This window comes from Hoeflea phototrophica DFL-43 (assembly GCF_000154705.2).
GTDB classification, from domain to species: Bacteria; Pseudomonadota; Alphaproteobacteria; order Rhizobiales; family Rhizobiaceae; genus Hoeflea; species Hoeflea phototrophica.
Map to the genome: position 1 here is coordinate 735,091 of NZ_CM002917.1, position 24,125 is coordinate 759,215.

25 protein-coding genes are annotated in these 24,125 nt (G+C 58.7%); 19 read left to right on the forward strand and 6 right to left on the reverse strand.

Annotated features, from left to right (window positions below; translation table 11 throughout):
* Window positions 1–286: 286 nt before the first annotated feature.
* The 14 genes from HPDFL43_RS03495 (at window position 287) to HPDFL43_RS03560 (ending at window position 11,677) form a co-directional block, all read left to right on the forward strand.
* The gene (locus HPDFL43_RS03495) at window positions 287–958 is read left to right on the forward strand and encodes a response regulator transcription factor (protein ID WP_040449007.1); all 672 of its coding nucleotides are present in this window, start codon (window positions 287–289) and stop codon (window positions 956–958) included.
* Between the two features lie 118 nt (window positions 959–1,076).
* Window positions 1,077–2,336, forward strand: coding sequence for a flagellar hook protein FlgE (locus tag HPDFL43_RS03500; protein WP_007195864.1), 1,260 nt, complete (start codon window positions 1,077–1,079; stop codon window positions 2,334–2,336).
* A gap of 31 nt (window positions 2,337–2,367) precedes the next feature.
* Window positions 2,368–3,831, forward strand: coding sequence for a flagellar hook-associated protein FlgK (flgK, locus tag HPDFL43_RS03505; protein ID WP_007195866.1), 1,464 nt, complete (start codon window positions 2,368–2,370; stop codon window positions 3,829–3,831).
* 4 nt (window positions 3,832–3,835) lie between these two features.
* A complete protein-coding gene (locus tag HPDFL43_RS03510) occupies window positions 3,836–4,888 on the forward strand; it encodes a flagellar hook-associated family protein (protein ID WP_007195867.1) in 1,053 nt (350 codons plus the stop codon).
* A 56-nt stretch (window positions 4,889–4,944) separates the two neighbouring features.
* On the forward strand, window positions 4,945–5,292 hold the full coding sequence (gene flaF, locus HPDFL43_RS03515; protein ID WP_007195868.1) for a flagellar biosynthesis regulator FlaF: 348 nt from the start codon (window positions 4,945–4,947) through the stop codon (window positions 5,290–5,292).
* Window positions 5,289–5,738: a flagellar biosynthesis repressor FlbT gene (gene flbT, locus HPDFL43_RS03520; protein ID WP_007195869.1), complete on the forward strand. Its 450-nt coding sequence runs from the start codon at window positions 5,289–5,291 to the stop codon at window positions 5,736–5,738. The genes flaF and flbT overlap by 4 nt, the downstream gene beginning before the upstream one ends.
* The gene (gene flgD / locus HPDFL43_RS03525; RefSeq protein ID WP_007195870.1) at window positions 5,729–6,130 is read left to right on the forward strand and encodes a flagellar hook assembly protein FlgD; all 402 of its coding nucleotides are present in this window, start codon (window positions 5,729–5,731) and stop codon (window positions 6,128–6,130) included. The genes flbT and flgD overlap by 10 nt, the downstream gene beginning before the upstream one ends.
* 169 nt (window positions 6,131–6,299) lie before the next feature.
* The gene (gene fliQ / locus HPDFL43_RS03530; protein ID WP_007195871.1) at window positions 6,300–6,566 is read left to right on the forward strand and encodes a flagellar biosynthesis protein FliQ; all 267 of its coding nucleotides are present in this window, start codon (window positions 6,300–6,302) and stop codon (window positions 6,564–6,566) included.
* A gap of 232 nt (window positions 6,567–6,798) precedes the next feature.
* Window positions 6,799–8,886 (forward strand): flagellar biosynthesis protein FlhA, encoded by a 2,088-nt coding sequence (gene flhA, locus HPDFL43_RS03535; protein WP_007195872.1) that lies wholly within the window; start codon window positions 6,799–6,801, stop codon window positions 8,884–8,886.
* Window positions 8,883–9,638, forward strand: a complete 756-nt coding sequence (locus HPDFL43_RS03540; RefSeq protein WP_007195873.1) for a flagellar biosynthetic protein FliR — start codon at window positions 8,883–8,885, stop codon at window positions 9,636–9,638. Before flhA ends, HPDFL43_RS03540 begins: the two co-directional genes overlap by 4 nt.
* A gap of 3 nt (window positions 9,639–9,641) precedes the next feature.
* Window positions 9,642–10,028, forward strand: a complete 387-nt coding sequence (locus tag HPDFL43_RS03545) for a hypothetical protein (protein ID WP_007195874.1) — start codon at window positions 9,642–9,644, stop codon at window positions 10,026–10,028.
* Window positions 10,029–10,140: 112 nt separating this feature from the next.
* On the forward strand, window positions 10,141–10,746 hold the full coding sequence (locus HPDFL43_RS03550; protein WP_007195875.1) for a rod-binding protein: 606 nt from the start codon (window positions 10,141–10,143) through the stop codon (window positions 10,744–10,746).
* Entirely contained in the window at window positions 10,746–11,123 is a 378-nt protein-coding gene (locus tag HPDFL43_RS03555) for a hypothetical protein (protein WP_156970175.1), read from the forward strand. Before HPDFL43_RS03550 ends, HPDFL43_RS03555 begins: the two co-directional genes overlap by 1 nt.
* Complete coding sequence (locus HPDFL43_RS03560; RefSeq protein ID WP_007195877.1) at window positions 11,120–11,677, forward strand: hypothetical protein; 558 nt, start codon at window positions 11,120–11,122, stop codon at window positions 11,675–11,677. The genes HPDFL43_RS03555 and HPDFL43_RS03560 overlap by 4 nt, the downstream gene beginning before the upstream one ends.
* 9 nt (window positions 11,678–11,686) lie before the next feature.
* Here HPDFL43_RS03560 and HPDFL43_RS03565 read toward each other — a convergent pair whose 3' ends face one another.
* The gene (locus HPDFL43_RS03565; RefSeq protein WP_007195878.1) at window positions 11,687–12,676 is read right to left on the reverse strand and encodes a glycosyltransferase family 2 protein; all 990 of its coding nucleotides are present in this window, start codon (window positions 12,674–12,676) and stop codon (window positions 11,687–11,689) included.
* 144 nt (window positions 12,677–12,820) lie between these two features.
* Here HPDFL43_RS03565 and HPDFL43_RS03570 point away from each other — a divergent pair, with 144 nt between their 5' ends.
* The 3 genes from HPDFL43_RS03570 (at window position 12,821) to HPDFL43_RS03580 (ending at window position 15,882) form a co-directional block, all read left to right on the forward strand.
* A complete protein-coding gene (locus HPDFL43_RS03570; RefSeq protein WP_040449583.1) occupies window positions 12,821–13,993 on the forward strand; it encodes a glycosyltransferase in 1,173 nt (390 codons plus the stop codon).
* Window positions 13,994–14,127: 134 nt separating this feature from the next.
* Window positions 14,128–14,907 carry a WecB/TagA/CpsF family glycosyltransferase gene (locus HPDFL43_RS03575; RefSeq protein WP_040449585.1) on the forward strand — a complete coding sequence of 260 codons (780 nt, stop codon included), beginning with the start codon at window positions 14,128–14,130 and terminating at the stop codon, window positions 14,905–14,907.
* A 96-nt stretch (window positions 14,908–15,003) separates the two neighbouring features.
* On the forward strand, window positions 15,004–15,882 hold the full coding sequence (locus HPDFL43_RS03580) for a DUF6492 family protein (RefSeq protein ID WP_156970177.1): 879 nt from the start codon (window positions 15,004–15,006) through the stop codon (window positions 15,880–15,882).
* A gap of 49 nt (window positions 15,883–15,931) precedes the next feature.
* On the opposite strand, the gene HPDFL43_RS03585 is transcribed toward HPDFL43_RS03580, so the two are convergent.
* A complete protein-coding gene (locus tag HPDFL43_RS03585; protein WP_007195883.1) occupies window positions 15,932–17,197 on the reverse strand; it encodes a lipopolysaccharide biosynthesis protein in 1,266 nt (421 codons plus the stop codon).
* A 515-nt stretch (window positions 17,198–17,712) separates the two neighbouring features.
* On the opposite strand from HPDFL43_RS03585, the gene HPDFL43_RS21240 reads away from it, so the two are divergent.
* Both HPDFL43_RS21240 and folD read left to right on the forward strand, forming a co-directional pair.
* Entirely contained in the window at window positions 17,713–20,175 is a 2,463-nt protein-coding gene (locus tag HPDFL43_RS21240) for a GumC family protein (protein ID WP_169743220.1), read from the forward strand.
* A gap of 170 nt (window positions 20,176–20,345) precedes the next feature.
* On the forward strand, window positions 20,346–21,245 hold the full coding sequence (gene folD / locus HPDFL43_RS03595; protein ID WP_007195885.1) for a bifunctional methylenetetrahydrofolate dehydrogenase/methenyltetrahydrofolate cyclohydrolase FolD: 900 nt from the start codon (window positions 20,346–20,348) through the stop codon (window positions 21,243–21,245).
* Between the two features lie 200 nt (window positions 21,246–21,445).
* On the opposite strand, the gene HPDFL43_RS03600 is transcribed toward folD, so the two are convergent.
* The 4 genes from HPDFL43_RS03600 to HPDFL43_RS03615 form a co-directional block, all read right to left on the reverse strand.
* Window positions 21,446–22,051, reverse strand: coding sequence for a protein-methionine-sulfoxide reductase heme-binding subunit MsrQ (locus HPDFL43_RS03600; RefSeq protein WP_007195886.1), 606 nt, complete (start codon window positions 22,049–22,051; stop codon window positions 21,446–21,448).
* A gap of 75 nt (window positions 22,052–22,126) precedes the next feature.
* A complete protein-coding gene (locus HPDFL43_RS03605; protein ID WP_007195887.1) occupies window positions 22,127–22,627 on the reverse strand; it encodes a cytochrome b in 501 nt (166 codons plus the stop codon).
* A gap of 9 nt (window positions 22,628–22,636) precedes the next feature.
* Complete coding sequence (locus HPDFL43_RS03610; RefSeq protein ID WP_007195888.1) at window positions 22,637–23,524, reverse strand: VOC family protein; 888 nt, start codon at window positions 23,522–23,524, stop codon at window positions 22,637–22,639.
* A gap of 66 nt (window positions 23,525–23,590) precedes the next feature.
* Window positions 23,591–24,019 (reverse strand): DoxX family protein, encoded by a 429-nt coding sequence (locus HPDFL43_RS03615; protein WP_040449009.1) that lies wholly within the window; start codon window positions 24,017–24,019, stop codon window positions 23,591–23,593.
* Window positions 24,020–24,125: the final 106 nt, after the last annotated feature.

Sequence of the window (24,125 nt, forward strand, 5' to 3'; positions counted from 1 at the left end):
CAAAAAACAACCATTGATAGAAAATATGGATCGGATAGCAAAAATTAACGGTTTTGACCGCAACAAGGCAAACGTTAATACTGCAAGCACTAAATTAACGTCTTGTTAACTTTTCCCGAGAAATATTGTGTCTATCCACAGAAGGACCACTAAATGTGGCCAAATCAGTGGAAAACATGGTTAATCAATTATTAAATTCCACCATGTGATTTTCATAGTTTACCGAGATTCAGCCGCTTCGTACTTCTTGGGTGGCGATGTACCACACTGATTCGGAGGCGGACGAATGATCGTAGTGGTTGATGATAGACAATTGGTAAAAGACGGCTATACGGCCCTGTTTGGGCGAGAGGGCGTGCCCTCGGCAGGTTTTGATTCCTTTGAGTTTGGCGAATGGGTAAACACGGCGGCCGATTCAGATTTGGACGCGGTAGAAGCATTCCTTATTGGGCAGGGTGAACTGACACTGGATTTGCCGCGTGCAATCCGCGACCGGTCACAGGCTCCGGTGATCGCTGTCAGCGATACACCCTCTCTTGAATCGACCCTTGCCTTCTTCGACAGTGGCGTCGATGACGTGGTGCGCAAGCCGGTCCATCCGCGCGAGATCATGGCAAGGGCGGCGGCCATTCGCCGACGCCTCAAGGCGCTTTCCAATCATACCGATGTTGGCCCGATCCGGGTGTTCTCTGATGGACGTGACCCGGAGTTGGAGGGCAGAATATTTGCTCTGCCAAGGCGCGAGCGCCGTATTCTCGAATATCTCGTTGCAAACCGCGGTCGGCGGGTGACAAAGCAGCAGATTTTCAATGCGATCTACGGAATCTTTGATGAAGATGTCGAAGAGAACGTGGTTGAAAGCCACATATCCAAGCTGCGCAAGAAGCTGCGCAAGCGGCTTGGTTTCGATCCGATCGATTCCAAGCGGTTTCTCGGCTATCTGATCGACTGGAAATGAGCATGCGAAACCCGGCCAAAAACCAAAGGTCGGGCGTCGCGCCAACGATGCAGGGAAACAGGTTCACGCAAGGCCCGCCAGATAGTCTGGAATACCGTATGAAACGAGGGATAAAGCGATGAGCCTGTATGGAATGATGCGCACCGGCGCTTCCGGAATGAACGCCCAGGCCAACCGGTTGGGCACGGTTGCCGACAACATGGCCAATGCCAATACGACAGGCTACAAAAGAGCATCCGCGGAATTTTCATCTCTTATTCTTCCAGGCAGCGCTGGGTCATACAATTCGGGCGCGGTGACAACGGATGTTCGCTATTCGATCAGCCAGGCCGGTGCGCTTGAGTTCACATCTTCAAAAACGGACATGGCGCTTGACGGCAGCGGCTTCTTCATCGTCACAGATGACAATGGTCTGCCGTTCCTCACTCGTGCGGGATCTTTTGTCCCCGATGGGGAAGGGTTTCTGGTAAACGCTGCCGGTTTCCGGTTGATGGGATATAACTATGAAAGCGGTACCCCGACGCCGGTCGTCAATGGCTTTGACGGACTGGTCCCGGTCAACGTATCGGCCGGCAGTCTGACAGCAGCGCCGTCGACCACGGGATATTTTCAGGCAAACCTGGACGAAGGCGCAACGATCGTTCCAGCCGCTGATCTTCCATCCACCAACTCGGCAACAGCGGATTATACATCCAAGAGCTCGCTTATCGCGATCGACAATCTGGGCGGTGAAGTCCTGCTGGACTTTTACTACACCAAGACAGCGACCAATACCTGGGAAGTGACGGTTTATGACCGCGCCGGCGCTTCGGCAGGGACATCATTCCCCTATGCAAGTGCTCCGCTGGCAACAACAACACTGCAATTCGATCCGCTCAATGGTCAGTTGGCAGGTGCGAGTGCCACCGACATCTCCTTTACGGTTCCCGGCGGTGCAGGCCTGACCATTGACCTGAGCAACATGAGCCAGCTCAACTACGCCTTCACCGTCGACGATGCGAATGTGAACGGCAGCAAGCCAAGCACCGTGACCGATATCGAAATTTCGGAAGACGGAACAATCTTTGCATCATACGAGAACGGAACCCTCGAGCCGCTTTACCGTGTGGCGCTGGCAGATGTCACCAGCCCGGACAAGCTGCGGCCGCTTGCTGGCAATGTCTATTCGCAGGGTCTCGATTCCGGTGTTATTACCACTGGCTTCGCCGGTTCGGGATCATTCGGCAAGGTCGTGTCGGGCGCGCTTGAAAGCTCGAACGTTGATATCGCCGAGGAGCTCACCGACATGATCGCAGCCCAGCGAAGCTACACAGCGAATTCGAAAGTCTTCCAGACAGGTTCAGACCTGATGGAAGTCCTCGTCAATCTCAAGCGCTAACCCGTCAACCGAGAGGTAGGATACCCCGGCAATGTCACTGACTACGGCGATCAACACAGCGCAAACGTCCTTGTCGAACACCTCGACACAGACGAACATTGTCTCGCGCAACATCGCCAATGCGTCCAATCCGGACTACAATCGCCGCAATGCTGCGCTTTCGACCAACGTCTACGGTGCGCAGGTTGTTTCAATCCAGCGGGCGCAGGATCAAGCGCTCTTCCAGCAGAGCATCAAGAGTGCGTCATCTTCCTCCGGGCAGCAGAGCCTGCTCACGGGGCTGACGACTCTGAAGGGAATTTTCGGCGGCAACGATTACGAACAATCCCCCGCCGCGCTTCTCGGGACACTGCGCGACACCTTGTCAACCTTCGCGGCCCAGCCGGGTGAAAACACTCTTGCGCAGTCAACTATCGCGGACGCTCAGATCCTTGCTGCCGGTCTCCGGGATGGTTCTGCGGCAGTCCAGCGTGTCCGGTTGGATGCTGACCAGGAAATCCAGCGTGAAGTGGACAATCTTAATGAGTTGCTTAGCCGTTTTGAAACGGCCAACAACAATGTTTATCAGGGCACGCAAGCGAGGCGGGACGTCTCCGCCCATCTCGATGACCGGGATTCATTGCTCAAGCAGATCAGCCAGATCATCGGAGTAACGCCGATCACCCGCAGCGGCAACGACATGGCACTGTACACCTCTGACGGCACCACACTGTTCGAAACGGTCGCACGTCCGGTAACCTTTGACAGCTCCGCGGGCTTCTCGGCGACTATACAGGGCAATGGCGTCTATGTGGACGGTGTTCCGTTGCCTGCGGGACAGGGATCCAGCTCCACGGCGAAGGGAACGATTCAGGGGCTGCTCCAGATTCGTGACGATATCGCGCCAAAATTGCAGACCCAGCTTGATGAAATCGCGCGTGCGCTGGTTGTCAGCTTTGCTGAAACAGATCAGTCGGCAACGCCCACATTGCCTGATGAGCCGGGGCTGTTTACCTGGAGTGGAGGCACGGTTCCTGCCGGATCCACCCTTGTTCCAGGGATTTCCGCAACGATCACGGTCAATCCGGCACTTGTCCCGTCGCTGGGCGGCGATCCGAAGTTGCTCCGCGATGGTGGGATCAACGGTGCGGCCTACAACGCCAACCCGGCGGGCGCCGCCAGCTTCTCCGCCCAGCTCGACTCCTTCGTCGTGGCCATTGACAACCCCACCGGTTTCGACGCAACGGCGGGCTTGTCAACATCGACCAGCCTCCTTGATTTTGCCGCTGATTCAATCGGCTGGCTCGAACTCAATCGAAGTGAAGCCGATTCTGCCGCACAGACCCGCGAAGCCTTCATGTTTCGCGCCGAGGAAGCTTACTCGAACGACACAGGCGTTTCTATTGATGAGGAAATGTCGATGCTGCTTGAGCTCGAGCAGTCCTACAAGGCATCAGCGCGGTTGATATCCGCGGTTGATGAGATGCTGCAAGCTCTCATGTCGGTGGTGAGGTAAGTTCATGAAAACCAGCTTCATATCCAACCTCGCCATTCAGAATTCCATGCGGATGACGATCAGCCGTGGCCAGGTGGAAATTCAGAAACTTCAGGAGGAAGTTGTCACGGGTCGATTCGCGGACATCGGCCTCTCACTCGGCGCGAAAACCTCCACCAGCGTATCGCATCACCGCGACGTGCAGCGGTTGGAAACCATTCAGGATTCCAATGCTTTGGTCACTCAGAGGCTTTCCACCTCTCAATTGTCACTGGCAGCCATGTCAGATGCGGCCCAGCAGATGCTGGAAGCCTTCATTGTTGCCAATGGCACCGACGATGAACCCAAGTTGAATGTTATGCGGCGCGATGTCGAAGCATCGCTCGAGTTGTTCACCTCGTCAATCAACACCTCGGTCAACGGCGAGTACCTGTTTTCCGGGATCAATACCGACGTCAAGCCGGTTGATGACTATCTTGAACCGGGGTCGGGGGCGAAAGCGGCCTTTGATACACTGTTTCTGGGGCATTTCGGGTTTACCCAGGATGACCCCGCTGCCGCCGGCATTACGACTGCCCAGATGGACAATTTCATCGACAATGTGCTCGAACCCGAGTTCATGGGACCGAATTGGAATACCAACTGGTCGAGCGCATCCGACACCAATATCTCGAGCCGTATCCGCACCAACGAGGTGGTTGATTCAAGTGCCAATGCCAATGGGACCGGCATGCGCAGCTTTGCGCTCGCCGCAATCATTGGCATTGAACTGATGGATTCTCCCATATCCAGTGAGGTCCGGGCCTCGGTCAACGAAAAAGCGATCGAATACGCTGGTCAGGCTGTCACGGGCATCGACAACGAACGCAGCAATCTTGGTGTTTCCGAAAACCGGGTCGCCAAGGCGAACGAAGCCATTGAAGCGCAGGTTCGCATCATGAAGCTGCATCTCAACGATATCGAAGGTGTGGACGGCTATGAGGCGTCTACAAGAATGCAATCATTGCTGACTCAGGTGGAGACGTCCTACACGCTCACCGCCCGTATCCAGCAGTTGAACCTGATGAATTATTTGTAAGTGCATAACCCCGGGGTATCCGGGGGAGCAAATGGACAAACATGAAGGGCGTCTGAATGTACCAGTTTTCCTATGCGGATGTTCAGGAAGATGGCGTTGCCGAAGCTCGCGAGCGCGAGCGTGAGGCGATCAATCATTCCATCTCCTTGCTAACCGCGGCCAAGGCCAAAGGTGTGGAATCGCGTGAGGCCATCGAAGCTGTTTACTTCGTCAGCCGTCTCTGGGTTCGCTTCGTTGAGGATCTGGCCTCGCCGGAAAACCAGCTGGAGGAAGAGCTCCGCGCCAACCTGATTTCCATAGGGATATGGATCATCAAGGAAAGCGAGCGCATCCGGAAGCGTGAATCGAACAATTTCCAGGGCATCATCGACATTTCGATCATCATCAGGGACGGGCTGAAATGAAAAGCTCACTGCGCATATCGCTGAAAGCGGGTGAACGCATCTTCATCAACGGAGCCGTGCTCCGTGTTGACCGCAAGGTGGCACTCGAGTTTCTCAACGACGTCACTTTCCTTCTTGAAAATCACGTGCTCCAGCCCGAGCAGGCCACAACGCCGCTTCGCCAGCTGTATTTCATCGTTCAGATGATGTTGATCAATCCCGAAGGTGCGGACCAGGCCATGGCCATGTTCCGCAAATCGGTGGTCATGTTGCTGACCTGCTTCAAGAACGAAGAGGTCCTGTCGGAGCTCAAGCACATTGACGGTATGGTCACCCAGGGCCGTGCTTTCGAGGCGCTGAAGGCAATCCGCGCACTGTATCCGATCGAGGAGCAAATTCTCAACACGCCTGGCATGCCGACCGGCACAATCGAACAGATTCGTAAGGAGTTGGCACCATGGACATAAGCCCACTTGCCGCGGCCTCGAGATCTCAGGGGTCAGCTGCAGATACTGCAGCGAACAAGGCGACTCTCGATTATGACACCTTCCTGACTCTTCTTGTGGAGCAGATGAAAAACCAGGATCCGACCGATCCGATGGATTCAACAGAGCAGATCGCACAGCTTGCGACATTCAGCCAGGTTGAACAGACCATTCAGACCAACAAGCATCTCGAGGAGCTTCTCCAGTCCTCAAGCCTCAGTCAGGCTGGATCGCTGATCGGACGCACCATTACCAGCAATGATGAGACCGTTTCAGGAACCATTGAAGAGGTTCAGGTCTATTCGGATGGGCTTGTTGCAGTGCTGGAGGATGGGACTAAGGTTGTTGTCGGTCCGGGAGTATCGATCCGCTGACCCACGGCGCTTTCCTAGGGTCCCTTTCGGGGTCACGCGAATAGAGACTGGCCAAAGCCATTATGGCGCGACACCCCACATTGATGGGCAGCGCTGAAAGCAGACCATCATGAGCGATGGCATGCGAAACATCAGGCCGGCACGGTCCGGTCCAAAGGAGGCACGCGAAATGAATGAAGCTGATGCCCTCGATATTGTGCAGACCGCGATCTGGACGGTGCTTGTTGCCTCCGGCCCGGCAGTCGGCGTGGCCATGTTCATCGGTGTCGGGATCGCCTTTGTTCAGGCGCTGACCCAGGTTCAGGAAATGACGCTGACATTCGTGCCGAAGATTGTCGCCGTTCTCATAACGGTCGCAGTCTCCGCGCCCTTCGTGGGAGCACAGATTTCCACCTTCACCAACATCGTGTTCCAGCGGATCGAATCCGGCTTCTAAGGCATGTCCGCCGGCACGCTTGTGCCTTGCCTTGCGGGCAACATGAATGGCTCAAAGCATCACACCTTTTGCCCATCCGTTGGATTGGGCGGCGCTTTGGCTCGGTGAGCCAACCCGCAGACGCTGTCACCAGCTATGCCTGACATTTTCGCGCAAGCTTCAAACCGTAGGGTCCGGCTGACCATTTGCGCCGGCATGAGGCTGGCGCTGTTGATCCGGAGCGTCACAGATTATGGCCGACCCGCAAACGCTGGCGATCCAGAAGACGGCTTTTCAGGGAAAGGACATGGGCTTTGCCTTTGGCATTGTCGTCATCCTGTCCATCCTGTTTCTCCCGATCCCGGCCTTTCTGATTGATATGGGCCTGGCTTTCTCGATCGCCTTCTCGGTGCTTATCCTGATGGTGGCATTGTGGATCAGGCGCCCGCTGGATTTCTCCTCGTTTCCGACCATTCTGCTGATCGCCACCATGATGCGCCTGTCGCTCAACATCGCGACCACTCGGGTGATCCTGTCGGAGGGACATCTTGGCCCCGATGCTGCAGGCAATGTGATCGGCGGCTTTTCGCAGATGGTGATGTCCGGTGACTTCGTCATCGGGCTCATCGTGTTCCTTATCCTGGTGACGGTCAATTTCATCGTTATCACCAAGGGCGCCACCCGTATCGCCGAAGTGGGTGCCCGCTTTACCCTCGACGCAATTCCCGGCAAGCAGATGGCGATCGACGCCGACCTGTCCGCCGGAATGATCAACGAGACCGAGGCGCGCGACCGGCGCCGTGAACTGGAGCAGGAGAGCTCCTTCTTCGGTTCGATGGACGGTGCCTCCAAATTCGTTCGCGGTGACGCCATTGCAGGCCTTTTGATCACCGGGATCAACATGTTCGGGGGCATTGTCATTGGCTATGCCCGTCACGATATGGAAATCGGTGAAGCCGCCGATGTCTTCGTCCGGCTGTCGGTCGGCGATGGTCTTGTCAGCCAGATCCCAGCTCTAATCGTTTCACTGGCCGCCGGCCTGCTGGTGTCGCGCGGAGGTCAGCTTGGGTCTACCGACGAGGCGGTTATCGACCAGCTTGGCGGCTACCCACGCGCACTGTTCGCGGCCTCCGGGTTGCTGTTTCTGCTTGCTGTTATGCCGGGCCTGCCGTTCTTTCCGTTTTTGATCCTGGGCTCTGGAATGGCGTTCGCGAGCTGGATTATCCCCCGCCAGAGAGACATGCTGGCGCGCGCTGAGGCGCAGGAGATTCACCGCAGCGAGCAGGAGGAGAAAGACAAGGAAAAGGACTCCGTCAAGTCCATCCTGAAAACGGCCGAAATCGAGCTGGTGCTGGGCAAGCAGGTGGCAACCAAGCTGCTTGGCAGCCACGAGGAACTCGCCTTCCGGGTTTCCAAGATGCGCAAGAAATTCGCCACGCAATACGGTTTCGTGGTGCCGGAAATCAAGGTGACCGACGACATCGCCATCAAGGAAAAGAGCTACCAGATCCGGATTCACGGCACCACCGTGGCCGCCAATGACTTGCGGGTCGGCGAATTGATGGTGGTGCTTGCCGGGCCGCGCCGCCCGAGCATTCCCGGCGACGAGATCCGCGAACCGGCCTTCGGTCTGCCGGCGTTGTCGGTGTCTGACACGTTTGCTGCGGACCTCAAGCGAGAGGGCTTCCAGCCAATCGACAATGTGTCGGTGGTGCTGACACACCTGTCCGAAGTGATCCGCAACAACCTGCCGCAATTGCTGTCCTACAAAGACATGAAGGTTCTGATCGACCGTCTCGACCCTGAATACCGCAAGCTCGCCGACGAAATCTGCACGTCGCACATGTCCTATTCGGGCTTCCAGGCCGTGCTCAAGCTGCTGCTGGCCGAGCGTGTCTCTATCCGCAACCTGCATCTCATTCTCGAGGCTGTTGCGGAACTTGCGCCCCATGTCCGCAAGACCGAACAGATCGTCGAACATGTCAGAATCCGTATGGCCCAGCAGCTCTGCGGCGATATCGCCCGCAACGGTCAGCTCAATGTCCTTCGTCTGGGAAATCGCTGGGATCTTGCTTTCCATCAGGCGCTCAAGCGCGATCCGAAAGGTGAGATCGTCGAGTTCGACATTGACCCGCGCATGCTCGAAGAGTTCTCGGAAGAGGCCACCAAGGTGATCCGCGGGCATATGGACAAGGGCGTGCCGTTTGTTCTGGTCACGTCACCGGACTCACGCCCCTATGTGCGCATGATTGTCGAGCGGATTTTCGCAACTCTCCCGGTGCTTTCTCATGTCGAGATCGCCAAGGGCGTCGAGATCAAGTTGCTCGGTTCCATCTCATGATGAGCGACCCCGAAGGCACCATTCTGGCGCTGTTCGCGGCGTTTTGCCGGATCGGTGGCTGCATCATGGTGTTGCCGGGGTTTTCCAGTTTCCGTGTGCCCGTGCAAATCAGGTTGTTCATCGCCGTGGCGATTTCGATGGCCCTGTTGCCAATGCTCTGGGAGACGCTCTATCCCAACGTGCAGACCGGGGGAGGGATCTACATCGGCCTTATCGGGACCGAATTGCTGATCGGCGTCACCTTCGGCTTGATCGCCCGCTATATAGTTTTGGCGCTGCAATTTGCCGGCACCGGGCTGTCGATGGCCATAGGCTTCAACGCCGCACCCGGCGGTGGCCTGTTGGAGACGGAGCAGGAAGGCAATATCACCTCGTTGATCACCTTCACTGCGGTGTTGCTTCTGTTCCTGAGCGACTTTCATCACATGGTGATCGAAGCGCTCTTGCGCTCCTATGATTTCATGCCACTGGGCTCGGGCTTTGATCCTCAGATGGCCTTGATGACGCTCACCGATACGCTCGCGGGCGCTTTCATGCTCGTGCTCAGGCTGGCCAGCCCGTTCCTCGTCTACAGCATGGCATTCAACCTCTCGATCGGCTTGATCAACAAGCTGGCGCCTGCAATCCCGGTCTACTTCATCACCATTCCGTTCATTCTTGCGGGTGGCTTGCTGCTTCTGTTCTTCGGGTCCCAGGAATTCTTCAAGCAGTTTCTCGATGGTTTTGTCCCGTTGTTCATGGGGCTGCGCTAGCAGATGGCCGGCTCGCGCGCGGAAAAACTGGCACGCCTTGTCCGGGTCCAGCGCCAGATCGAGCGAATGGCGGAGACCCAGTTGTCGAACACGCTCAGGGATCAGGCTGCACTCGATGCAAGCCAGGACGCGCTTGTCAAAGCGGTCGGCTCGTTTGATCCCGTTCATGCAGCCATGTCTCATAACTATGCCCAGCGGTTCCAGCGGATCTCGGCCCAGTCGCAGCAGCTTGAAGGCATCAAATCGGTCCAGGAGCGCCGGGTGCTGACCGAAAAAACCAAGGCAGACCGTCTCACCGATCAGGCGGCTTCTGCAGCTGGCAACGAAGAGCGGGCGGCGTCCGACGAGTCCCTGCTGGACCTTCTCGAATCCTCTCTGACGCGCCGTTGAAGTCCCCCGGAGATATGGCCGGTCACCTTCCGCCGGCCTTTGCGGCACAAGGCCAGCGTAAGCTTCATAAGGCAGACTGTTGACTTGTATTCATGGCGGCGGGGGAAGCTCTTTGTCCATTCAAACGGCGACCGATCTCATTCTCGATGTTGTACGTGCAGCAGACCCGGCAACGGCGCAGAAGGCTGAAGCAATGCTCGAAGCGGCTTCGGTGCGCAAAGCCGAAAACGCGTCCCGGACTCCTGCCTTTGAGCGGCAATTGCTTGCGTCCACCGGCATGTCGGCTCTGCCAGCCTCAAACGAGGTCCCGGCGTCCATTGCAGACAATGCACCCGAGGCCAGGGTTGTCGACAAGACGGCTGAAACCTATCAGCGCTTTGAGGCGATGATCCTGCAGAAATTCATCGGCTCCATGCTGCCTCAGGACAGCGAGGAGCTTTATGGCAAGGGCACCGCCGGCGAAATCTGGAAAGGCATGATGGCTGAGCAATTGGGCATGGTGCTGGCCAAGGGCGGCGGCATCGGCATTGCGGACCGTATGCTGGAGGACCGGATCGGCGTTGCCCCCGAATCCGCTGATGCGATTGATTCCAACGTCACCAACCGGGCCGCCAATATGATCAATCAGTTCCAGATGCAGATCCTGGCCGATGTCAACGGATCCGACGCGTCGGACGCTGCCAATGACACCAACCGATCCACCGCTTGGAGAGCATGATGGCCATGACCGAAGCCCACACACAGGATCAACGTATTCAACTCGTCCTCTCCCGCCTTGAAACCGTCATCGACGCCGAGAACAAGGCGCTGGGCGTTGAACGTGACTATGACCTCAAGCGTTCCAATGCTCTGAAGAGCCGTTGCCTCTACGACATGACGATGTTGTTCAAGAATATTCGTCCAGGCCAGCTTGCTCCGGGCCACAAACGCCGGCTCGACAGTGTTCGCGCCAAGCTCGATGTCAACCAGGCCAAGGTCAAGGCGCATATGGACGCGGTACGCGACATCGCCGATATGATCAAGGAGAGCGTGGCGGAATCCGAAGCCGACGGAACCTACTCGGCGGAACAGTTCCAGGGCTATAGTCTGTCATGATCAAACTGCTGATCACCGGCGTGTGGATCTCGGTGGTGGCGCTCGCGTCAGTTTATTTCTCGGTGCAGATGGCCAATACGCCGGAGGATGAAGAGCCGGTTCCGGCCCTGTTTGGCGGGCTTGAAACCATTCGTGGCGATGTCACCTCGATCCCAGTGATCAGCGGAGGCAGAGTGACGGGCTATTTCCTCACCCGCCTGTCCTACACCATTGATCCATCAAAGGCCGCATTGATGACCATTCCCGTCAAGGATCTGGTCACCGACGCTCTCTATACGTCATTGGTGGGCGACAACCTGATCGATTTTCCGAACATGAAGCGGTTCGATCTCGAAGGCTTTAAGGCGCATATTCGCGACTCCATAAATGAACGCCTTGGAGACAAGGTGTTCCATGACGTGCTGGTCGAGCAGATCGACTACCTCTCCAAGGAGGATATCCGGTCCAACATGGGTGGTGGCGGTAACCTGAACATCAAGGAAGGCGATCCGGTTGGAAGCGAGGGAAAACCCGCCTCAAAACCTGCTGAGGCCGGTGCAGCTCCATCGCAGTAGCGGGCCGCTTCAGTTGCTTTCGGGATTCCGGTACTGCTCGTTGACGAGGCCGACCTCGGCCATCAACCGTCCGGTGGCCACCTGCATGTGATAGAGCCCGATCACCGCTGAGCCACTCTGGATCCACAGTCGCACACCGCGCAGGGGAGATGCGGCAAGCAGCGCCAGTGATTTGGCAAGCCGCCGCAGACGCCCGGCAAAGCCGGGGTTCAGACGTTTCTCTATGATCGCCGAAATCGCGCCATTGCGCAGGGACCGGGCATTGAGCCAGGAGAACTCGGCACGGCGCGCGGGCAGGGTCTCCATCACAACCGCTTCCGCGCACCAGGCGAATTTGAAGCCTTTCGCCTTGGCGCGGCGGTAGAAATCGCTGTCGCCGCCGCCAATGAAGTTGAAAGCAGGGTCAAGAAACGGATGTGGCATGGCGTCAAGCACCTTGCGCGAGATCAGCACATTGCCTGACGAATAGAGGATCGGAACCGGGCCGGTCGTGGCATAGTGTGGCCGGAAAACCGGATGCGTCCGCCAGCGCTCAAGTGCCGGATCGGAAAACACCGGCGCCTGTGGCCCGCCAACCAGATCAGCTCCGGTGCGCTCTGCTGTGTTCAAAAGCCTTTCCAGCCATGCCGGTCCGGCGAGCTCATCATCATCGATCACCGCGATGTGCGACAAGCCGGGAAATTCAGCCAGAGCGGTGTGCCATCCGGCATTGTAGGCATGACAATTGCCGCGTTCATGAGCGACGATCACCAGACCGTTCAGCGCTGATGTCTCGAACCATTTTGCCGCAGCCTCAGCACCCTCGAGCCCCTCGGCATCATTGTCCATAACGATGACCGCGACCTCAGAACCAAGGCCCTGAGCTTCCAGCGAATTCAACGTCGCCAAAAGGTGCTCCGGCCTGCGAAAGGTCGGCAAGGTTATGGCAACCCGCACTGCTTCGGGTTTCAGGCCCGCGGAACGGGCCTTCTGGGTAATCTCTTTGCGATCTGGCAGCATGGCCGTCTTCCTTCGAATGTCCGCCATCCAAACACACGAATCTGAAGATTGCCTGAAGTCCACTCAAAGCATTTGCACGGGGTGCTTAACCAGCCCTTCAAGGGATTGCGGTATGACGGGATGCTGCAATTGATGGGATCGCGCATGCATTTCGTTTTCATTTCGTCGCTGGTGCCTGTAGCTGCACCTGCCTCAGGCTATGACATCGCCAACCGGGTGATTGCCGATGCCATCCGTCTTTTGGGCCACAAGCTTTCGGTCATCGGGTTCCTTCAGCCCGGCCATCAGGCGGCCGCCACTGGCGAGACAAGGCTTCTGGGTGAGATGGAAGTCACCAATGCCCGTGTTGGAAAGCTCCAGAAAGCGCTGTGGCTCAAGAATGCGTTCGTTCATGGCGAGCCGGTGTCCGTCGCCAAGATGCATGCGGTGAGCCCGGCCGCCGTCCAGGCCGCGCTGGATTCCTTAGGGCCGGTTGACGGGCTGATCCTCAATTCGGTGCAGCTGTCAGGCGCGTTCCACGACATTTTCAAGCCCTATCCGCATGTGTTCATCGCCCACAATGTCGAAAGCCGCACCGCCGCCTCCAATGCCGGACTGGCTTCAAACACCCTGACCCGCATGCTCTACGCCCGGGATGCAAGGCTTCTGGCTCGCCTCGAGGACGAGCTATGCTCCGCCGCCCGTCACGTCTTCACTCTTTCGGAAGCGGACCGGATCGATCTTGGCCTGGACAAGCAAGGCCGTTCCACGACCTTGCCGCTGGTCACCTCCGTGGTCCCACCTGAGCCCGCGAGCCCGCGCACGCCACTCTATGATGCCGGCATGATCGGCTCCTGGAGCTGGGCTGCCAATCGCGCCGGTCTTGACTGGTTCCTGGATCATGTCGTCCCGTTGCTGCCGGACGATTTCAGCATTGCGATTGCCGGAGGGTTCGGATCGCAGATGCCCGAAGCCCCCTCCAATGTTCGGTTTCTTGGCCGTGTGCCTGACGCTCGCGACTTCGTCCGCTCCTGCCGCATCATTCCGCTGGTGTCCCAGACTGGCACAGGGGTTCAGTTGAAGACCATCGAGACCTTTGAAATGGGCCTGCCGGCCGTTGCGACGGCCAATGCCCTGCGCGGGATCGCGGAGATCCCCGCCAATTGTGTCCGTGCCGACGACCCGGCTGCCTTCGCCGAAGCCTTGCAGGCGCAAATCGAAACTGCCCGCATGGGCAACAGCACCGACAGCGACGGGCGAACATTCCACAAGCGCCAGTTGGAAGGTCTGAAACAGGGGCTTTCAAGCGGATTGGCGGACTGGCCAAGTCATGGTTAACAAAAGATTAACAGGAGGTTTAACCGAGATTGGTGATCCGCAATGCGAGCCTTTTCAGGAGATGCTAATACCAAATGCGGATGCACGGCGAACCAAATTGGCAGGCCGGTGCCCGAAGTGGGCTTGGAAACTTGATGCAAGAACAACACTGTGAACAACATCGCGATATCATGGGTATTCGCGTCGCGGCACTCAAATGGGGGGATGCTCTGCGCAATGTGGAAGAGGCCCTCAATGCTGACGGGCCTCAGCGGATCTTCAATTTCCTCAACGCCAACAATGCCAATCTGGCTATGCGCAATCAGACCTACTGGCAGGGGCTTCGCCGGTGTGAAGTGCTGCCCGATGGCGTCGGCGTCGACATTGCCTCACGTACCCTCTATGGCACCGCTTTCCCAGCCAATCTGAACGGCACCGATCTCATTCCCGCTGTGCTGGTGCATATCGAAAGGCCATTGACCATCGCATTGATCGGCGCCCGGCCGGAAATCCTCGCCAAGGCGCTTGTCAATTTCCAGGCGGCCACGCCCTGGCATCGCTTTCATGCGGTGTCTGATGGATATTTCGATCAGGCAGACAGCGAGGCGGTGCTTGACAGGCTCGCTGAGCTGGATCCGGACATCACTCTGGTCGCGCTTGGCAGCCCCGCCCAGGAACTCTGGATCGATAGCCACATCCGGCCCGGACATGGCCGTGTCGTCTTTGGTGTCGGCGCGCTGTTCGATTTTGTCTCCGGCTCGGTTGCACGGGCGCCGAAATATTTTCGCGATCTGCGCATCGAATGGCTCTGGCGACTAATCCAGGAACCCTCACGGCTGTGGCGGCGTTACATTCTGGGAAATCCTGTCTTTCTTTTTAATCTTCTGAGATACAAGCTGGCGGGAACCAACCGGAACAACCGGATCATGGCGTAGCGCCACACCGGGTCTCGGAGGCGGCATGCTGTATCAATCCTGATGCACGTTCAGTTCGCCATCAAGAGCAGCATTGTCAAACGGGCCGAAGTTTCCATGAAGACTGCCATCATGACCGCTTCCTATGTCGCCGATTTTGAGCGGTGTGCGCTCTTGTGCGAGAGCATGGACCGGTTCATGCAAGGCCAATGCCATCATTATCTGCTGGTCGAGGACAACGACGTCAAACTCTTCAAGACGCTTGAAGGTGCCAAGCGGACGGTGGTCAGCGAATCCGAATTGTTTCCCGCCTGGTTGCGGGCGTTTCCGGATCCCTTCAGCCTGGGCAGGCGCCGGGTCTGGCTTTCACCCTTCTCCCTGCCGCTGCGTGGCTGGCATGCCCAGCAATTGCGCCGTCTCGCCATGTCCCGCCTTGTCGAGGCCGATGCCCTTTTGTCGATTGATTCCGATGTGGTGCTCGTCCGCCCCTTCGATCCCGCGGATCTGTGGAGCGATGGCCGGCTGCGCATGTTCCGCGCTGACAATGGTGCGCATGATGCCACTCCGGGCCATCTGGCCTGGCTCGCCCATGCCGGTGATATACTCGGCCTGCCGCAGCGGCCCGACCCGGCGCACGACTACATTTCAAACATGGTCGCCTGGCGCATGGATACCGCGCGTGCCCTCCTCGACCACGTTGAAGCACGATCCGGCAAGAGCTGGATCCGGGCGGTGATTGCCTCGCGCGACATCTCCGAATGCATGATCTATGGCCGCTTTGCCGATGAAATCCTGGGTGGTGCCGGGCATCGTCCCGATGCGCGCTCGCTGTCTCATGTGCTCTGGTTCAAGGAAACCTTCCCGCAAACCAGCGAGGGTCTTGCTGATTTCATGAGTGGGCTGCGGCCCGATCAGGTTGCGATCGGCGTGCAGTCCTTTGTCGGGCATCCGCTTTCCGAGATCCGGCGGCTTGCCTTTTCGGTGACGCCTGTCTGAGGCTTGCCTGGCGTGAGCGCCGCCACACGCAAGAACTCGCCCTGCGGCTTCAGATCGGCCGTTTCCGGTTGCTGCGCAGCGCCTGGTAGGTGAGCAGCGCGGACTGGACGTAGAGCACGAAGAACAAGACGTTCATCATCTGCACCCAGACCGGGATCTCCGCCCCCAAGCCGAGCACATAGGCCAGAAGCAGCGCTTTCATCGCGCCCAGCGAAGTCAGGACCAGCATCCGGATCACGGTGCGGCCGGTGGCGTAGAGCAATTCCGAGTGATACTCGATGAGATTGCGGAACGCCGGGACCAGAGCCACCAGAACAAGCATCGGCGCAACCTCGGCCACGTTCTTGCCCAGTGCATTGGGGAAGATCCAGAGGAAGCCCGCCATGCCCAGAAGCCCTGCGGTCGAGATGGCGGCAACTCCGCCCTCCAGCATGATCCGGGTCTTTACACTTTCAAGCAGCGTGGCAGTGCGCATCAGCCGCTGTGTCAGCAAGGTCAGGAAGGCGCGGACCGGAAGCGCCGTCAGATCCACAAGCCGCATGATAATGGCATAGATGCCTGCGGCTTCAGCGCCACCGAGCGAAAGCACCAGCACCTTGTCGAGCTCTGACTGTATGTAGAACAGCATCTCGGCACCTGCCACCGAAACCGCATCGACCCAGCGCCGGATGTACAGCACCGGTTTCCACCGAAGCCTGACACGGGGGTAGAAAAACACCACCGCCAGCAGTGCCGCCAGGCCATTGGCGCCGAAATAGTACCAGCCCCAGGTGGAAAGCGAGCCATCTGCCAGCCAGGCGAAGAGAACAGCTGCGATGGTCTTGAGCGCGGTCGCCGCCACTACCAGCGAGGAACCGGCGCCAAACCGGTTTACCCCGTAGCTGATGATGACGACGATCTCCATGATCCGCCAGCACAGCACTTCGGCCACGATGATTTTCGCAAATGTTGCGAGTGCCATCTGATCGTTGAAGATCAGCCAGTGGGTTGCCCAGGCGGCAAGCGCGATAACCGGCAATGAGAGCACCAGACCGGCCAGAAACCCGGCGGTGTAGACGCCAAGCAACCGCTGTTTCACGGTGGCGATCCGGTAGAGTGGGGAAACGAAGCCGAACGCCATCAGCCGCGAGAGCATGATCCCGCAAGCCGATGCGGTGGCGAACAGTCCGAAATCGGAGATCGACAGCGTGTTTGCGATCGCAATGAAATAGACCAGCGAAATCACCAGCCGGCCCACTGATCCGCCGATCATCGAGAGATAGGCGCGGATTGAGGCCCTGTATGTGTCGGCAAGGTGTTTCAGGCGCGCGATCATCTCTATCCGGGGGCAATGCGTTTGCGTTGCGTGCAAACCATGTTTCAGCCTGCAAACCCTACTGGAAAAACGTTAATTCGGCGTTTGGATACAGCTTTGGGTCAACATTGAGAGCTGATTTGGAACCGTCGCCTCACCGGGCTAATTCACGGAATAATTGGCGGAAAAGGAGCTTTTCCCGGGAACATTAACCATTTGTTACCCATGAATTTATAGACTGCCTTAACGAAGATGAAATCTCGCCAACAGAGGCGCTCCGGCCAGACATGGATGATTCCACAAACGACCGAAGGCATCGATCCCGCGTGGGATCTATGCTGGATCACGCCCCGGAAGCGCCTTCCGGACACGGCGCTGTTCCGCGCGCCGGGTCGCGATCTGTGCTTGCGTCTGCGCCCACATCTGCACCAAGACCGGTTGCGGGTTCATTGCTGACCGTAGCGAAGGGCAGCCCGCGGGTTTCCACCTCCCGCTTTGCTGGCAATGACCAGGCCAGGCAACAGCCGGCAGAGGCTGTGTCTGCCCCCGAACCACAGGCCGCGCCAACAACGCCCCGCTCGTTTGGCGCTCGCATCGCGCAATTGGTGGGCGGCGTTGCTCCACCGGACAGAAGCTCCGGCAGCTCAAAGGAGCGCTCCGGGGACGCGGACACATTCGAGCCCGTGGCGCCCGGACCTTCACGCGAGCGCGCGCTCTATCCGGCAGACAAAGCAGCGTCTGGTCATCAAGACGAATGGGCGCAGCCCGCGCCGCAATCCTGGGATGGTCCGGATGAGCGGCCCCTGCTTGACCCATCGATCCTGATCGCCGCGGTTTGGCGCTGGCGCAATCTGATTGCCGTCGCCACCATTCTCGGTGCGGTTGTGGGGGTGATGATCGCTCTTGCGACACCACACAAATATTATGCCGAAAGCCGGCTGTTTGTGGATCCGCGCGAGGTCCGTGTGACCGAGGACGATGTGCGCAACCAGCAGCTCTCCACCGAGGCAATCCTGGCGATCATCGACAGCCAGTTGCAGATCCTGTCCTCGACCAGTGTTCTCGAACAGGTGATCGCCGAGCTTGGCCTTGCCCAGGACGCCGAGTTCAACGGCTCTCTGTCAGCCGGCGGGTTGAGTGGCGGAATCGCCATTATCAAGGAAATCATCACTGGCAAGGACCCGGCCTCGGATGCCGAACAGATTGCCCTTGAGCATCTCCGCGACGCCGTTTCTGTGTCGCGCGACACCCAGACCTTCGTGATCATCGTCGGTGTCGACACCCGGGATCCCGAAAAATCCGCTCTGATCGCCAACAAGATTGTCGACACCTATCTGGATTCCGAAGGTGCGGCCCAGTCCGGCCTGCTCGAACGCACCTCCGAAGCCATTGATACGCGCATCAATGCGCTGCGCGCCGATCTTGACCAGGCCGAGCGTGAAGTCGAGCGCTTCAAGGCCGAGAACGGCATCGTCGGTGTCGGCGGTGGCCAGTCCATTGACGACAAGGAAATCCTCGCCATCAGTGATCAGCTGGCCAATGCCCGCGCGGTCAAGGTCGGTGTTCGCGTCAAGGCCCAGAACCTCGCCAAGGCGGACCCCGAGGAGGTCCTCTCCGGATCCTTCCCCGAGGAGTTTCTGTCGTCCAATCTGGTCGATCTGCGCAAGCAATACACCCAGACCAAATCCACCGCGGATTCCCTGGCGACACGCCTTGGCCCGCGCCATCCGCAATATGTGTCGGCAAGGCAATCCCTGGAAACCATCCGCGCCGAAATCACCCGTGAGCTGCGCCGTATCGTCGCCAGCTCGCAGAGTGAACTGCAACGCGCTGTGGAGACCGAGCAGGAGCTTGCGAGCCAGATGGCGGTGGCCAAGAGCCGAGCCATGGACCAGTCCGTCGAGTTCGTCACGTTGCGCGAACTCGAGCGCAAGGCAACAGCCACCCGCGAGATCTATGAGGCATTCCTCAGACGGTCCCGTGAGACCAGTGAGCGCTCGAACCTGTCGACCCGCAATGTCCGCGTGATCTCCCCGGCCGAGGCGCCGCTCAATCCGATGGGACCGTCGCGCAAGTTCATTGCTGTGGGCGGAATGGTCGGTGGCTTTTTCGTCGGCCTGGGCTTGGCTCTGTTGGCCGGAGCTATGGAAAGCATTCGCGCGTTCGGCGCCACTGGCAAAAGACCGGGCGGGCGCAGGCTTTCTCCGAACCCACCCTTTCCTGGTCCCCGGGTTCCGCCCCGAGGCCCAAATCGCAACCATTGGCCGGACCAGGGTGACGCTTCAACCGCTCACAATGCACGAGCTGCGCAGGGGCGCGCGGCCGGCTATGCCGCGAGCCGGGCTGAAGCAGAGCTTGAAGACGCAATGGCGCAGGAAATGGCTGATGCCGCTGCGCAGGCAATTTCCGATGTGCGACCAAAGCAACCTGTTGAGACGCCGCCTGCCCAACCGCCGCTGCAACCTCATCTGCAGCAACAGGTCCAGCCCGCTGCGCCCCCGGCCTATCCGCCCCATCCGCAGCCCTATCACCAGCCGCACCAGCAAGGCTTCGCTCATCCGGCGCCATATGATGCCGTCCCACCCCATCAGGGAGGTGTCATGCCGGGCTTCGCGCATGCCGGGATGGTTTACCAGCAGCCGGTGGCGCAGCCTGGGTATCCCGCCCAGCAGGCCTATGCTTATCCTGCGGCCCAACACCCCGCCGTTCCCTATCCCGGTTCGCCAACTTGGCCGGCCCCGGCGCCGGTGATGCCGCATCAGCCGCTTGCAGCCGCCATGCACCCGGCAGTACCGCCGGCCTATGCGCCGCAGCCCGCTTTGGCTGCTGAGCCTGTTCCAGCCCCTGCGCCAACCCAGCCTGCAAGCCAGCACGGCCACCAGGGTCAAGTCCCCGCCGGCGACGCCCCCCGTGATTCTGAGGTCGACCGCATTCGCCGCCAGATGGACAAGCTCCGCTCCCGCATTGGCGGTCATCCGGCCGCACGCCGCCGCGCCTGAGCCGCGCCTTGCCCGAAACACTTGTTTTTTGACGTCCAAGGACGCATTGAAGCTATCGGATTGATGCCCGGATCGCTTAGGGTCCGCCTCGTCGATGCGGAATCGGGATCCGCAATTGAGCGCTGGTCCACGCAGGGCCCGCGCCGCCTGAAGAACGGGAGAATGCTCAAATGGCCACTGTGATTGACGGAAAAGCCGTTGCCGCCGGCGTTGTGGAACAGGTAACCGCGGCCAGCGCCGCGCTCGAGGCACAAACCGGCGTGCGCCCGGGGCTCGCCGTTGTCATCGTCGGCAATGACCCCGCGTCCCACGTCTATGTCTCCTCGAAAAGCCGCATGGCCAAGCAGTGCGGCTTCAAATCCGTCCAGCACACCCTGCCCGAGACCACCAGCCAGGCCGAGCTCGAAGCGCTGGTCGAAACCCTCAATCAGGATCCCGAGATTCACGGCATCCTGGTGCAGCTGCCGCTGCCTGACGGTCTCAATTCCGACCCGGTGATCCAGTCCATAAGGCCGGAGAAGGATGTCGATGGCCTGCATGTGGTCAATGCCGGCAAGCTGATGACCGGCGATCTCGAGGGCGGGCTGATCTCCTGCACCCCGGCCGGTGCCATGCTGTTCGTGCGCCAGACCCACGGCCCCGATCTCTCCGGTCTCAACGCCGTGGTCATCGGCCGTTCCAACCTGTTCGGCAAACCCATGTCGGCATTGCTGCTGGCCGCCAACGCCACCGTCACCACCGCCCACTCGCGCACCAAGGATCTCGCCTCCGTTTGCCGCAACGCCGATATTCTGGTCGCCGCCGTCGGCCGCCCGCAGATGGTCAAGGCCGGCTGGGTCAAGCCCGGCGCCACCGTGATCGATGTCGGCATCAACCGCATCGACGCGCCCGAGCGTGGCGAAGGCAAGACCCGCCTCGTCGGCGACGTCGCCTTCGATGAATGCGCCGAAGTGGCATCCACCATCACCCCGGTCCCCGGCGGCGTCGGCCCCATGACCATCGCCATGCTGATGGCCAACACCGTGACCGCCGCCATGCGCGCGCATGGAATCAAGCCGCCGAGTTTTTGAGGGTGGCATTTAGGGAGCGCGCGCTATCGGGATACCGGGAGCGGGGGGCTTTCGGCCCTGAGCGGACATGCGCGCTCCATCTGTTAATGTCAGGTCTCATCCTCAAGTATCGAACGCAAGAATAACGAGTGGCACCGTGGCTCTAGAAACCAACCACTTCGCTTTGCGTGATAGGTTGATCTTCGATCTTCAGCTGATCACTATGCCACGACGGGTCGTGGCCGCAGATACCAGTACCAAATACGGTAGGCCTCAAGCACGATCAGGGGACCAAAGTGGATCAGGGCGGGGGCGGCGCCATTCCAGTTATGCAAAGCGGCCCAATGCACCAATGTCAGCACGGCGGCGGCGTAGGTCCAACGTTGCAACCACTTCCACCACGTACCCATTTTGCGCACGAAGTAATCCATGGACGTCAGAGCCAGCGGCACAAAAATGAGGAAGGCCACCCAGCCCGTCCAGATGTAAAGACGCGGCAGCTCATCAACGACTGTTGTCAGTGACGCCTTATCCAGCAGGTAGAATATTGTGTGCAGCAGGGCATAGCCAAAAGAGGCGACGCCCAAATAGCGGCGGTTGCGTTTCAACCATTGCGGTCCGCGCCATCCCTTCAGCAGCATCGCCAGAGGGGTCGCCATCATCGCAACAATCAACAGCCTTGCGGAGGTTTCACCGGATGGGTGCACAAGTTGGTGGAAAATCCGCGGATCATCGGATGTCAGAGCGGTGAACGTCATCATGATCCCGAGCGAAGCAAGCACTGCCCATGTGAGATACGGTGAGGTCGCGGCGAAGAAACGTTGCATTTTTTGCCCAAGCAAATGTGTTTGTTGTACCGACACGCCGAGCCATGATTTTCCGTCGCGTCTCGGGCGATATCTTCACTTCTTAATGGCAGGGATCATCCGCGCCAGCGTGCCGTCCTTGCGCACGTACTGGTTAAAAATGGCCGCAGCAGCGTGGGCGGTGATCAGGCCGAAGAGCACAATATTCAAAAGCCAATGCACATAGCCCAAATCAGCGACACCGTTCCATGTCATCCCACCCGTGATCACTATGCCAATCAGTGTTCCGTAAAGCGACCAGTGTACAATTGTGGCAATCTTGGCCTGCGTCGGGGATGTGCCAGGGGCGTGACCAGGCGCACCAAAGCGGTAGCGCAGATAAAGCCGTGCCATCACAGCAAAAAAGATCGTCGATCCAAAGCCTACATGAACCCAGGCCATGGTCATGTCGTTGCCTGCATACGTAGCGCCAGTCTGCATCGCCTCTATGGTGCGTTTCATAGGCTCGTTGATAAGCCATTGCACCCAGATGGCCGCGAAAACGACCCAGTGCAAAACGATCTGTGCGGGGCGGTAGGATGTCGGGGAATTTGTCATGAGGCGCCCCTATTTGGCACTGCGAAGGGTAACTGCGACGCCTGCTGGATCGGTTCCGCGCAAGGCATCGCCGTCTTGGCGCAGATGTGGTGAGGCGACAATCTCGCTGTGTGTGATCAATTCGTAGTGCACCAACCCAGCCATACCTTGCGGCATAGGCGGGTTATTGGGGCCGGCCCAGATATTCATGGCCAAACGGTGCGTGTTGGGAGCGCCCGCGCCCATATCGGCAAAGCCCCAAGCGTCCAGCGTCAGGTGACGCTCAAATCCAAGGGTCTCGTACCATTCCAAAGCAGGCTCAAGTGCTGGGACTTTGAAGTGCAGATGCGCGAGGTAGCTGTCGTCCGCCAAGGGTGCCATCGGGTCTGTGCCCGCCGCATGTGACAGTTCGGCCCTCACATCCAGCGGTCCGCGCCCAGAATGGGCTTCGCCGTTAACACTGTACAAAGTCAGGCCCTTAGACATATCGCCGAAATGGCCAAACCTTTCAGGTGTCTCATAGGTAATCTCGATCTCCAGGCCATCAGGATCTTGGAGATACAGCGATTTCGCCATCAAGTGATCCGTCGGCCCGACTTGCACGTTCAGTTGGATCAAACGGGCAAGCATGCGGGAAAATTCGGCCTGACTGCGCACGCCAATCGCGACATGATACATGCCCGTGTAAGGGGCTGCGACAGGGGTATCCGCGCCGGAATGAAGGACGATCAGTGTGCGATCCCTTGTTCCGAGTGCGATGCCGGACGCTGACTGATCGCGTTCGATCAACCCCAGGGCCGAGCTCCAGAATTCAATCGCACGATCAAGGTCGGTCACCTGAAGTTCGACCACCCCCCACGACACGCGGTCATATTGCGGGGAAAGGTTTGTTTTGGTGAGGTGCACGGAATTGAGCATGGGATGGCGACCTATTGCAGAAGAAAAGGCGCCCCGGCGGGAGAGGCTGGGGCGCGTCAGGGTGGGTCAAGCGCGCGGTGCGATCGGTGCCTTCTTGGTGCGGCCCCAGATCACAAATGCGGTCAGTGCAAAGAGGATCACGTTGACCGGCACCACTTCGAATTCGCCGCGTGTGATGTGCAGGCCAGCGGCCAGAACCATGATCACGGCCAGACCGGTCGCGGCCAGTTTCGTCAGATGCGGCATGATGCGTGTCGCAGATGGCAGGATCAGGCCAAGCGCGCCTGCTACCTCGGCAAGGCCAATGAATTTGATCAGGAATAAGGGCGCGTTTTCCGCCCAGCCCATACCCATCGCGACCAATTCGGCCGATCCGGACATCAGCTTTGTCGAGCCTGCCATCAGGAACATTGCGGCCAAAAGGCCTTGGGCGCCCCATAGGCCAATAGTCCAGCCCTTGCCGGCTTGTACGGGGTTCGTGTCAATCGTTGTCATGTCGTTCTCTTCCTAAAAACCGCTTCTTTAGCGTGTTGGGATGAGATCAGAAATAAACCATTCCCCTAGAGGCATCATTAGGCTATTTATTGGTCTACCGTTTACT

Coding starts and splice junctions, on each gene's coding strand:
- HPDFL43_RS03570 (WP_040449583.1), top strand. CDS start 12,821: ATGCATTTCGTTTTCATTTCGTCGCTGGTGCCTGTAGCTGCACCTGCC.
- flaF (WP_007195868.1), top strand. CDS start 4,945: ATGTACCAGTTTTCCTATGCGGATGTTCAGGAAGATGGCGTTGCCGAA.
- HPDFL43_RS03610 (WP_007195888.1), bottom strand. CDS start 23,524: ATGCTCAATTCCGTGCACCTCACCAAAACAAACCTTTCCCCGCAATAT.
- HPDFL43_RS03585 (WP_007195883.1), bottom strand. CDS start 17,197: ATGATCGCGCGCCTGAAACACCTTGCCGACACATACAGGGCCTCAATC.
- flgD (WP_007195870.1), top strand. CDS start 5,729: ATGGACATAAGCCCACTTGCCGCGGCCTCGAGATCTCAGGGGTCAGCT.
- fliQ (WP_007195871.1), top strand. CDS start 6,300: ATGAATGAAGCTGATGCCCTCGATATTGTGCAGACCGCGATCTGGACG.
- HPDFL43_RS03500 (WP_007195864.1), top strand. CDS start 1,077: ATGAGCCTGTATGGAATGATGCGCACCGGCGCTTCCGGAATGAACGCC.
- flbT (WP_007195869.1), top strand. CDS start 5,289: ATGAAAAGCTCACTGCGCATATCGCTGAAAGCGGGTGAACGCATCTTC.
- HPDFL43_RS03580 (WP_156970177.1), top strand. CDS start 15,004: ATGAAGACTGCCATCATGACCGCTTCCTATGTCGCCGATTTTGAGCGG.
- flhA (WP_007195872.1), top strand. CDS start 6,799: ATGGCCGACCCGCAAACGCTGGCGATCCAGAAGACGGCTTTTCAGGGA.
- flgK (WP_007195866.1), top strand. CDS start 2,368: ATGTCACTGACTACGGCGATCAACACAGCGCAAACGTCCTTGTCGAAC.
- HPDFL43_RS03510 (WP_007195867.1), top strand. CDS start 3,836: ATGAAAACCAGCTTCATATCCAACCTCGCCATTCAGAATTCCATGCGG.
- HPDFL43_RS03540 (WP_007195873.1), top strand. CDS start 8,883: ATGATGAGCGACCCCGAAGGCACCATTCTGGCGCTGTTCGCGGCGTTT.
- HPDFL43_RS03615 (WP_040449009.1), bottom strand. CDS start 24,019: ATGACAACGATTGACACGAACCCCGTACAAGCCGGCAAGGGCTGGACT.
- HPDFL43_RS03545 (WP_007195874.1), top strand. CDS start 9,642: ATGGCCGGCTCGCGCGCGGAAAAACTGGCACGCCTTGTCCGGGTCCAG.
- HPDFL43_RS03495 (WP_040449007.1), top strand. CDS start 287: ATGATCGTAGTGGTTGATGATAGACAATTGGTAAAAGACGGCTATACG.
- HPDFL43_RS03600 (WP_007195886.1), bottom strand. CDS start 22,051: ATGCAACGTTTCTTCGCCGCGACCTCACCGTATCTCACATGGGCAGTG.
- HPDFL43_RS03575 (WP_040449585.1), top strand. CDS start 14,128: ATGCAAGAACAACACTGTGAACAACATCGCGATATCATGGGTATTCGC.
- folD (WP_007195885.1), top strand. CDS start 20,346: ATGGCCACTGTGATTGACGGAAAAGCCGTTGCCGCCGGCGTTGTGGAA.
- HPDFL43_RS03560 (WP_007195877.1), top strand. CDS start 11,120: ATGATCAAACTGCTGATCACCGGCGTGTGGATCTCGGTGGTGGCGCTC.
- HPDFL43_RS03565 (WP_007195878.1), bottom strand. CDS start 12,676: ATGCTGCCAGATCGCAAAGAGATTACCCAGAAGGCCCGTTCCGCGGGC.
- HPDFL43_RS03605 (WP_007195887.1), bottom strand. CDS start 22,627: ATGACAAATTCCCCGACATCCTACCGCCCCGCACAGATCGTTTTGCAC.
- HPDFL43_RS03555 (WP_156970175.1), top strand. CDS start 10,746: ATGGCCATGACCGAAGCCCACACACAGGATCAACGTATTCAACTCGTC.